Here is a 9,569-nt window from a genome sequence, read left to right as displayed (position 1 = left end):
TGCCTGTGCCATAGGCGCGCGACGCCTGGTGTGTACGACTCGGTAACGCGCCGTGCGCCAAAGGGGCGCGCGAAAATGCCACAGGATTCATTGGCCCGAAACAAATTGTAGGAGCGGGCTTGCCCGCGAAGCGCCGCGCGGGCGGCGCTCGATCTCATGACCACTAAAAATCTTTCGGCGAACACCTGCCAACCCCAACCCCAACCCGCCTCCAGCCAACCCCCTCCAGCCAACCCTCAACGGCACACAACCGTTCATCGGATCAGAACGTTATTTTGTAACGGCTAATAGCACTTTGATAGCGGCTCTCGGTCTTTCCTGAGATGCTGCATCACATTCTCGTTTGAAAGTGACGGGCCCACGGAATCCGGGGCCTGACGGCCACCAGGGAAGCTGGCTTGCAGGATGCGTGAGTGCTTTACCACACAACTGTTCGCAAGGTGTCCCATGTTCGATCGAAAAATCAAAGCTCGGCTCGCGGCAAGCGAGGCCGAGGTCAAACGCCTGCGTGCGGTGCTCGAGCAACTGGAGCAAGGCAGCCTGGCCCTGCGTCTGGATGCCAACCTGAGAATCATCGCCTGCAACCAAGCATGTGCCGCCGCGCTTGCACAGCCCTCCGGGGCGCTGATCGGGCGGCCGCTGAGCGATATCGTCCCCGGCTACGTGACAACCTTGCCCTGCTACCGGCAGTTCACCCAGGCCATATCACGGCTGGAGCCGGTGGCCGACGACTATCGTTTCCTGCGCGCCGACGGCCACATGGTCTGGCTACGCCTGAAGTGGTTGCCAGTGCGCGGCGAGGACGGACGCCTGGACTATGTGCAGGGCTACGGCAGCGAGGTGTCCGCCGAGGTCGGTCAGCGCCTTGAGAACACAGCCTTCATCGACGCGCTGTTCCGCTCGACGGCGATCATCCAGTTCGACCTGAGCGGCAACATCGTCACGGCCAACGAACGGTTTCTCGAGGCCATGGGCTATTCGCTGGAGCGCGTGGTCGGCCAGCATCACCGCCTGTTCTGTCCGGCCGATGAAGCGGCGACACCGGCCTACACGGAGTTCTGGAAGACCCTCAACAGCGGGCGCTATGTCGCTGGGCGCTTCCGCCGACTGGACAGCCGTGGGCAGGAAGTCTGGCTGGAGGCCAGCTACAACCCGGTCTACGACGCCGAAGGCAAGATCAGCCGGGTGATCAAGTTCGCCTCGGTGATCACCGACCAGGTGCGCAAGGAGCAGGATATCCGCCGCGCTGCGCAAATGGCCCTGGAGGTGTCGCGCAACACCGACGTCAGTGCCCGCGAGGGGGCGAGCGTGGTGCAGGAAGCGGTACAGACGATGCAGGCGGTGGCCGATCAGATGCACAGCGCCTCGAGCACCATCGAGGCGCTGGGCAAGCAGTCGGTGGTCATCAGTTCGATCGTGCAGACCATCGGCAGCATCGCCTCGCAGACCAACTTGCTGGCGCTCAACGCTGCCATCGAAGCGGCCCGCGCGGGCGAGCAGGGGCGTGGGTTTGCCGTGGTCGCCGATGAGGTGCGCCAGCTTGCAGCGCGCACCAGCGCGGCGACCGAAGAGATCGTCGCGGTGGTGGCGCGTAACCAGCAACTGGCCGATCAGGCAGTGGTGGAGATCGAAAACAGCCGCGAGCAGGCCGGGGTCGGGCTGACCCTCGCAGGCCAGGCGGGCAGCGCCATCACTGACATTCAGGAAGGCGCACGCCGCGTGGTGCAGGCGGTCGGACAGGTGACCCAGGACCTGCGCTGAGCCGCAGGCCTCAGTCGGGCTGGCGCCAGATCAGTTCGCGGGTGTCGTAGCCGCGCTGGCGAGCGACTTCGAGCAACTGGTTGCGTGTGCGTTCGCTCACTGTCGGGGTGCGTGACAGCAGCCACAGGTACTCGCGATTCGGGTGGCCGACCACGGCCACGCGGTAGTCCGGATCGTGGTACAGCACCCAGTATTCGCCCTTGGCGGTATCGGGCGCCAGTTTGCTGAACCAGTTGTCGAACCTCACCCACAGCTTGTCGGTCTGGCCGGGTTGCTGCAGTTGGGCGATGCCGGTCGCCTGCTGCCACTCACCGTCTTCGTCACGGCAGCGGTTGGTGACATCGACCTGGCCATCTTCGCGCAGTTGGTAATTGGCCTCGGACTGCACGCAGTCACGCTGGAAGAACATCGGCAGGCGTGCCAGTTCGTACCATTTGCCCTGGTACTGCTCGAGATTGACGGGCATGGTCTTGGGTGGCGGTTTATCTGGCGAAGCGCCGACACAGGCGCCCAGGGTCAAGGCCAGGCAGGGAATCAGCAAGGTGGCGCGAATCGCCATGAATAACCTCCGCAATGACTGTGTTGTCACTGCTTGGACGCCGGACGTTGGTGAAAGTTGAATCTTTCAGCGTGGCTCCAGTGCCGCGTTCATCATTCGCTCTAGCCCGGCGTACTCGGCGTGGCTGGCCAGGTAGGCGTCGGCGCGCGCTGGCGACGAAGGCGGCATCGACGCGCCCGTCCTGCAAGGCCTGCAACGCCATGTGATGGGTGCCGGCGTACACCAGCGCGCCGAAGTAGCGTTGCAAGGGCGTGGTCACCTGGGCGGCGAACTCGACGCTCGGCACCCGGCTGCCGGAGGTGCTGACTGGTGGTGAAATGCTTCTATCGGGTGCAGCCTGCTCCTACACCAACGCCTGCAACGCCGCGCGGGCTTGCTCGCTGGCCAGGCGCTCGATGAACAATGCCGCCTCCCGTTTTACGGTCTCCTCCAGTTCCCGGCGCTGTCCATCCTTGAGCAGGCGCTTGCTGATCCGCAGGGCCTGCTGGGGCATGGCTTGCAAGCGCCTGGCGAGCGCTACCGCGGCCGCCAGGCACTGTTCGCCGTCGTCATGCAGCTCATTGGCCAGGCCCCAGGCCAGTGCCTGTTCGCCGCTGAGCAACTCGTTGGCCAGCAGCAGCCGCGCCGCCCTTTGATGCCCGAGCAGACGTGGCAGCAGCAGGCTCGAGCCGAATTCCGGGCATACACCCAGGGGGGCGAAGGGCATGCGCAGTTTCGCCGAGCGGCTGACCAGCACCTGGTCGCAGTGCAGCAGCAGGGTACAGCCGATGCCGATGGCGGGCCCGTTGACGGCGGCGAGCAGCGGCTTGTCCAGTGCCAGCACGGTGCGCATCATGCGAAACACCGGGCTGTCCAGATCACGTGGAGGGTTGTCGAGAAAGTCGCGCAGGTCATTGCCGGCGCTGAAGCAGGTCGCACCGCCGGTCAGCAGGATCACCTCGACGGCCGGGTCTTCGCTGGCCGCCTGCAGATGGCCGTCCAGTTCGCTGTACATCGCGTTGTTGAGCGCGTTGAGCTTGTCGAGGCGGTTGAAGGTCAGGGTCAGCAAACCCTGGTCGAGGGCGCAGGTGATCAGGTCGGACATGGCAGGCATTCTTGTTATTGGCCGGAGCACAGGGTTTATCACGCGCTGCGCCTTGTTGTACAGTCGTTCAGTCCAACCCGCCGCGACGAGAATCCGCATGACCCAGGAAGCCCGCTACAACCGCATGGCGCCCGAAGAACGCAAGGCCATCCTGGTCCAGGCGACCCTGGCCTGCCTCAAGCGCGATGGCTTCCAGGGCGCGTCGATCCGCAAGATTTCCGCCGAGGCGGGCGTGTCGGTGGGGCTGATCAGCCATCACTATTCGGGCAAGGACGAACTGGTCGCCGAGGCCTACCGGGCCGTGACCGGGCGGGTCATGGGCCTGCTGCGCGAGGCCATGGCCCAGGCCGCACCCAATGCCCGCGAGCGCCTGTCGGCGTTCTTTCGCGGATCGTTCTGCGCCGAGTTGCTCGACCCGCAGTTGCTCGACGCCTGGCTGGCCTTCTGGGGGGCGGTGAAGACCGCCGAAGCGATCAACCAGGCGCACGACCATTCCTATTCCGAATACCGCAACGAACTGGCCGCGCTGCTGGCGGCGCTGGCAGCGCAGGAGGGCTGGCAGGCCTTCGACGCGGACCTCGCCGCGATCAGCCTGAGCGCCTTGCTCGATGGCCTGTGGCTTGAGTCGGGGCTCAACCCCAACACCTTCACCCCGGAGCAGGGCGTGCAGATCTGCGAGGCCTGGGTCGATGGCCTGCAGGCGGGTGGGCGTCGACGCTTCAGCCTGCCGGGAGGCTGTTGATCGGTCGTTCAGTACCGGGTAGGCTGCTGGCGCGGGTTTCAGAACAACATCAAAGAAGAGACCACACGCAATGACACCTCGGGTACTGGTCGTCGACGACGATCCGCTCATTCGTGACCTGTTGCAGGCCTATCTCTCGCGGGAAGGCTACGACGTACGCTGCGCCGACACTGCCGAAGAGGCCGAGCGCTGCCTGGCCAGCCAGCCGGTGGACCTGGTCATGCTCGACATCCGCCTGCCGGGCAAGGACGGCCTGACCCTGACCCGCGAGCTGCGGGTGCGCTCGGAAGTCGGCATCATCCTGATCACCGGACGCAACGATGATATCGACCGCATCGTCGGCCTTGAATGCGGCGCCGACGACTACGTGATCAAGCCGCTCAACCCGCGCGAACTGGTGTCGCGGGCCAAGAACCTGATCCGCCGTGTGCGCCACGCCCAGGCAAGCCGCCCTGGCGCCATCGCCAGCCCTTGCCTCAAGCAGTTCGCCGACTGGGCGCTGGACAGCGACCGGCGCCGGTTGATCGACCCGCAGGGCGGTGAAACCCTGCTGACCCATGGCGAGTTTCAACTCCTCAGCGTGTTCCTGCGCAACAGCGGCCATACCCTCAGCCGCGACCAGTTGATGGACCAGATCCGCAACCGCGAATGGGTGCCCAACGACCGTTCCATCGACGTGCTGGTCGGCCGTCTGCGGCGCAAGTTGCACGACGACCCGGCCGAACCGCAACTGATCATCACCATCCACGGCACCGGCTATCTGTTCACCGCCAGCGTGGCGGCCTGAAATCATGCGCGGCCTGTGCTGCCTGGGCCTGTGGCTGTTGAGCCTGCCGGCGTTCGCCGGGCAGCCGGTGCGCTATTGCGACTACCCGGTGTACCCGCCGGTATCCTGGAGTGATGGCAAGCAGGTGCGGGGCCTGGCGCCGACGGTGGTGCGCGAGTTGTTCGCACGCCTGGGGCTGGAGGTGCAGATCGTGGTGCTGGGCAACTGGAAGCGCTGCCTGCTGGACGCGGCCGAAGGGCGGGTGGATGTGGTGCTGGCCTACAGCAGCGAGCAACGTGACCAAGGCATGCGCTTCTCCCGTGTGCCGGTGCTGCGCGAGGAGGTCGCGGTGTTCGTCAACCGCAAGCGGCCGGTACGTTTCGAGCGGCTCGACGATCTTGCCCGCTATCGCGGCGGGCTGCTGTTCGGCGAAAGCTACGGCCCGGCCTTCGACCGTTTCGTTGCCCGTCACCAGAACATCGAATGGGTGTCGTCCAGCCAGCAGAATTTTGGCAAGTTGATTCGCGGGCGCATCGATTTCGTGATCCAGGAGCGGCGCACGGGCGAGCTGTTCGTCGAGCACCTGCCCGGTGCGGGCGATATCCAGGCCCTGCCTGCGGCGCTGAGTGTCGACTACCTGCGTGTCGCAGTCTCGCGCCATAGCCCCTTGAGCCTGCGCATGGACGAGATCGACGCGCAGTTGCAGCAAATGACCGAGCGCGGTGAGATCGACAACTGGCTGCATCAGAGCGAAGTGACCTACCGCGACATGATCGCGCAACCGGCAGCTGCACGATGATCCGCCTGCGTGCCGATGGCCTGCTGCGCCGCCTGCTGCTGTTCATCCTGTTGTTCAGCCTGTGCTTCACCGTGCTGGCCAGCGCCGTGCAGCTGTATTTCGAGTACCGCCGCGAGATGCGCGATATCGACGCGCGCATGGAACTGATCCGCGCCGGTTACCTGGCGAGCCTGGAGCGCAGCCTGTGGGACCTGGACCAGGAGCAGCTCAACGTGCAGTTGCGCGGGTTGGTGGACTTCTCCGATGTGGCACGGGTGCGGCTGGACAGTAGCGACTTCCAACTGCTGCAAGGCCAGGCAGAACCTGCGGGGCCGCTGCGCATCGAGCGCTTCGCCCTGGATTTCCAGCCGCCCACCGGGCCGACGAGGCACCTTGGCACGCTGGAGGTGAGCATCGACCTGGGCGCGGTGCACCAGCGCCTGTTCGCCACCGGGCTGACCAGCCTGCTGTGGATGAGCGTGTTTCTCTGCGGTTTGGCCGTGGCGCTGTCGGGGTTGTTCTATCGCTTGGTCACGCGCCATCTGCAGGTGATGGCCGAGTTCGCCCGGCGTGTCGCTGCAGGCCACTGGCAGGAGCCGCTGCGCCTGGACAAGCGCCGCTCGGCCCGGGTGGACGAGATCGATACTGTGGCCCATGCCCTGGACGACATGCGCCGGGCGATCCTGAGCGATATCGACCGTCGCGAGCAGGACCGCCTGGCCTTGCAGGGCAAACGTGACGAGTTGCAAGCCATGGTCGAGCGGCGCACCGAAAGCCTGGCGCGTGCCAAGGATGAGGCGGAGGCGGCGAACCTGGCCAAGTCGCGCTTCCTGGCGACCATGAGCCATGAGTTGCGCACCCCGCTCAACGGTATTCTCGGCATGGCCGAGTTGCTGCGTGGCAGCAGCCTCGACCCCCAGGCAAGCAGGCGTCTGGAGGCGCTGTACAAGGCGGGCGAGGGCTTGTCGGCGATCCTCAACGAGGTGTTGTTCTTTGCCCGCCTGGAAGAGGGCGAAAGCCACCCCGAACCTGTGGACTTCTCCTTGCGCCGGCTCTGCGACGAGGTGCTGACGCTGCTCGAACCCCGCGCCACGGCCAATGGCACCGAGCTGGACTGCCATGTCGATACCCGGCTGGCTGCCCACCAGTTCGGCGCCGAGCAGTACTTGCGCCAGGTGCTGAGCAACCTGCTGGCCAACGCGATCAAGTTCACCGAAGGCGGGCGGGTCAGCCTTGAGGTGCAAGTGCTGCAGGCGCAGCGCCAGTGGGTGCGGGTGCAGGTCAGTGATGACGGTATCGGCATCGCCCCGGCGATGCAGGCGCGGATCTTCGAGCGTTTTACCCAGGCCAGCGAAACCGTGGCTAGGCGTTACGGTGGCACAGGATTGGGGCTTGCGATCTGCAAGCACCTGATCGGACGCCTGGGCGGTCGGATCGGCGTGGACAGCCGCGAAGGTCAGGGCAGTTGCTTCTGGTTCGAGGTGGAGCTGCCCGCGGGCCGCGACGTTGCCGCCGAGTCCGCCAGCCAGGGGCTTTCGCCTGCCCTCGAGATCCTGGTGGTCGAGGATGTGGCGCTCAACCGCGAGGTGGCGGGCGGCTTGCTCGAGCGTGACGGGCACCGTGTCAGCTTCGCCGAGGATGCGACGCAGGCGCTGGCGGTCTGCGCGCAACGACCCTTCGACCTGCTGCTGCTGGATGTGCACCTGCCGGGCATGAGCGGTGTCGATTTGTGCCGGCAACTGCGTGCTGGCGCCGGGCCGAATCGGCAGACACGCATCCTGGCCCTGACCGCCGGGGTGCAGCCTGCCGTGGTGCGAGGCTATCTGGACGCCGGGATGCAGGGGGTGCTGGCCAAGCCGTTGCGCCTGGACAGCCTGCGTCGTGCACTGGCGCAGGTCGAGCCGCTGCCGACAGTGACCGCCCCGGACACCGCCCTCGACCTGGCCCTGCTGCAGACCCATCGCCAGTTGCTGGGGGAGCAGAAAGTCCAGGGGCTGTTGGCTGTGTTGCGCCAAGGGCTAGACGAGCAACGCGGGGCATTGCTCGATGCACTGCGGCTCGGCGATTGCACCCAGGCTGCGGACCTGGCCCATCGCCTGGCCGGCAGCAGCGATTCGCTGGGGTTGTGCGGGTTGGCCACGGCGTTGCGGCGTGTCGAGGCCGTGGCGGTGGCGCTGGACGCCCCGGCGCTTCAAGGGTTGGAGCAGCCCCTGCAGAGGGCACTGGACGAGGCACGCAGGTTGCTGGAACGGCTGATGCAGAGCGGTCGTACATAATTCTTACGACTTTTTACATCTTCGATCTTCAGCTTCAACGTCCGCTTACATCGCTTTCCAATAATCCAGGGCAACCGTGTGGTTCGCGGTCCGTCAGGCTTATTGGAGATAAGAATAATGAAAGGTCCCAAAGCTCAGCCCAACGCCATTGCGGAGGTGCGTCATGTCTGAGCCCTCCGAACGCAAAGGCATCCACCTCACTCGCGCGCTCAAGAGCCGGCATATCTTCATGTTGTCGTTGGGCGGCGTGATCGGCACCGGCCTGTTCATGGGCTCCGGGGTGACCATCAACCAGGGTGGCCCGATGGGCGCAATCCTGGCTTACCTGGTGGCAGGCTTGCTGATGTACCTGGTGATGGTCTGCCTGGGTGAGCTCTCGGTGCAGATGCCGGTATCGGGCTCGTTCCAGGCCCACGCGACGAAATACATCGGCCCGGCCACGGGCTTCATGATCGGCTGGGTGTACTGGATGAGCTGGGCCACCACCGTGGGCCTTGAGTTCACCGCCGCCGGCATGCTGATGACCCGTTGGTTCCCCGAGGTGCCGATCTGGTACTGGTCGGCGCTGTTCGTTGCCGTGCTGTTCGGTCTCAACGCCCTGGCCACCCGGGCGTTCGGTGAGGCCGAATATTGGTTCTCGGGGGTGAAGGTGGCGGCGATCCTGGGCTTTATCATCGTCGGCATCCTGGTCATCTTCGGCGCCATCCCGCTGACCAGCGGCGCACCGGCGCCGATGCTCGACAACCTGGTTGGCGACTCGCTGTTCCCCAACGGGCTGCCAGCGGTATTCGCGGTGATGATGACCGTGGTCTACGCCTTCCAGGGCTGCGAGATCATGGGGGTGGCGGCAGGCGAGACCGACCAGCCGGAAAAGAGCATCCCAAGGGCGGTGCGCAACGTGGTGTTCCGCGTACTGATCTTCTACGTGCTGGCCATCGCGGTACTGTCGGCCATCGTGCCGTGGCAGCAGGCCGGGCTGATGGAAAGCCCGTTCGTGCAGGTGTTCGACATGGTCGGCATCCCGTACGCGGCCGACCTGATGAACTTCGTCATCCTTACCGCCATTCTCTCGGTGGGCAACTCCGGGCTGTACGCGTCCACGCGCATCCTCTGGGCCATGTCCAAGAGCGGCATGGCACCGAAAAGCCTGTCGCCACTGAGCTCGCGCGGTGTACCGCTGCGTGCGCTGAGCATCACCCTGTGCTTTGCCCTGGTGTCGCTGATGACCAGCTTCATTGCCGCCGACACCTTGTTCATGGTGCTGATGGCGGTGAGCGGGATGTCCGGGACCGTGACCTGGATCGTCATCGCCCTGGCGCAATACCGCTTCCGCCGTACGTTCCTGCGCGAGGGCGGCAAGCTCGAGGACATCAAGTACCGCGCGCCTCTGTACCCGCTGATCCCGTTGCTGTGCATCACCCTGTGCAGCTCGCTGTTCGTGTTCCTGGCACTGGATGAAACGCAGAGGCCGTCGCTGTACTGGGGCTTTGGCTTCATTGCCCTGTGCTACCTGGCGTACTTCGTGATCAACCGCAAGCGTTCGCAGACCTTGGTGCCGACGGCGCCTGGGGTTTGAATCTTCGCTGAAACCACTGGCCTTTTT

8 protein-coding genes and 1 pseudogene are annotated in these 9,569 nt (G+C 65.2%); 7 read left to right on the top strand and 2 right to left on the bottom strand.

All coding sequences use genetic code 11. The annotated features are described in order from the left end of the window. Positions 1-405 precede the first annotated feature (405 nt). Positions 406-1,224 (top strand): annotated as a pseudogene (locus tag ACPZMI_RS00530) (PAS domain-containing protein); the annotation flags it as partial. Between the two features lie 30 nt (positions 1,225-1,254). After that, positions 1,255-1,761, top strand: coding sequence for a methyl-accepting chemotaxis protein (locus tag ACPZMI_RS00525; protein WP_426351458.1), 507 nt, complete (start codon positions 1,255-1,257; stop codon positions 1,759-1,761). 10 nt (positions 1,762-1,771) lie between these two features. On the opposite strand, the gene ACPZMI_RS00520 is transcribed toward ACPZMI_RS00525, so the two are convergent. Continuing rightward, positions 1,772-2,320: a lipocalin family protein gene (locus ACPZMI_RS00520; RefSeq protein WP_426351457.1), complete on the bottom strand. Its 549-nt coding sequence runs from the start codon at positions 2,318-2,320 to the stop codon at positions 1,772-1,774. Between the two features lie 343 nt (positions 2,321-2,663). Beyond that, positions 2,664-3,404, bottom strand: a complete 741-nt coding sequence (locus ACPZMI_RS00515) for an enoyl-CoA hydratase-related protein (RefSeq protein WP_288376840.1) — start codon at positions 3,402-3,404, stop codon at positions 2,664-2,666. 97 nt (positions 3,405-3,501) lie between these two features. On the opposite strand from ACPZMI_RS00515, the gene ACPZMI_RS00510 reads away from it, so the two are divergent. The 5 genes from ACPZMI_RS00510 to ACPZMI_RS00490 all read left to right on the top strand — a co-directional run bounded on the left by ACPZMI_RS00510 (position 3,502) and on the right by ACPZMI_RS00490 (position 9,542). Continuing rightward, on the top strand, positions 3,502-4,146 hold the full coding sequence (locus tag ACPZMI_RS00510) for a TetR family transcriptional regulator C-terminal domain-containing protein (protein ID WP_186711617.1): 645 nt from the start codon (positions 3,502-3,504) through the stop codon (positions 4,144-4,146). A 70-nt stretch (positions 4,147-4,216) separates the two neighbouring features. After that, positions 4,217-4,933, top strand: a complete 717-nt coding sequence (locus ACPZMI_RS00505) for a response regulator (protein WP_186711618.1) — start codon at positions 4,217-4,219, stop codon at positions 4,931-4,933. A 4-nt stretch (positions 4,934-4,937) separates the two neighbouring features. After that, complete coding sequence (locus ACPZMI_RS00500) at positions 4,938-5,711, top strand: substrate-binding periplasmic protein (RefSeq protein ID WP_186665260.1); 774 nt, start codon at positions 4,938-4,940, stop codon at positions 5,709-5,711. Beyond that, a complete protein-coding gene (locus ACPZMI_RS00495; RefSeq protein ID WP_426351456.1) occupies positions 5,708-7,966 on the top strand; it encodes an ATP-binding protein in 2,259 nt (752 codons plus the stop codon). The genes ACPZMI_RS00500 and ACPZMI_RS00495 overlap by 4 nt, the downstream gene beginning before the upstream one ends. A 163-nt stretch (positions 7,967-8,129) precedes the next feature. Beyond that, the gene (locus ACPZMI_RS00490; protein ID WP_426351455.1) at positions 8,130-9,542 is read left to right on the top strand and encodes an amino acid permease; all 1,413 of its coding nucleotides are present in this window, start codon (positions 8,130-8,132) and stop codon (positions 9,540-9,542) included. The last annotated feature ends 27 nt before the right edge of the window (positions 9,543-9,569 follow it).

Source organism: Pseudomonas wayambapalatensis, assembly GCF_049942315.1.
Lineage (GTDB): Bacteria > Pseudomonadota > Gammaproteobacteria > Pseudomonadales > Pseudomonadaceae > Aquipseudomonas > Aquipseudomonas wayambapalatensis.
This window is presented reverse-complemented; position numbering and strand designations above follow the sequence as displayed.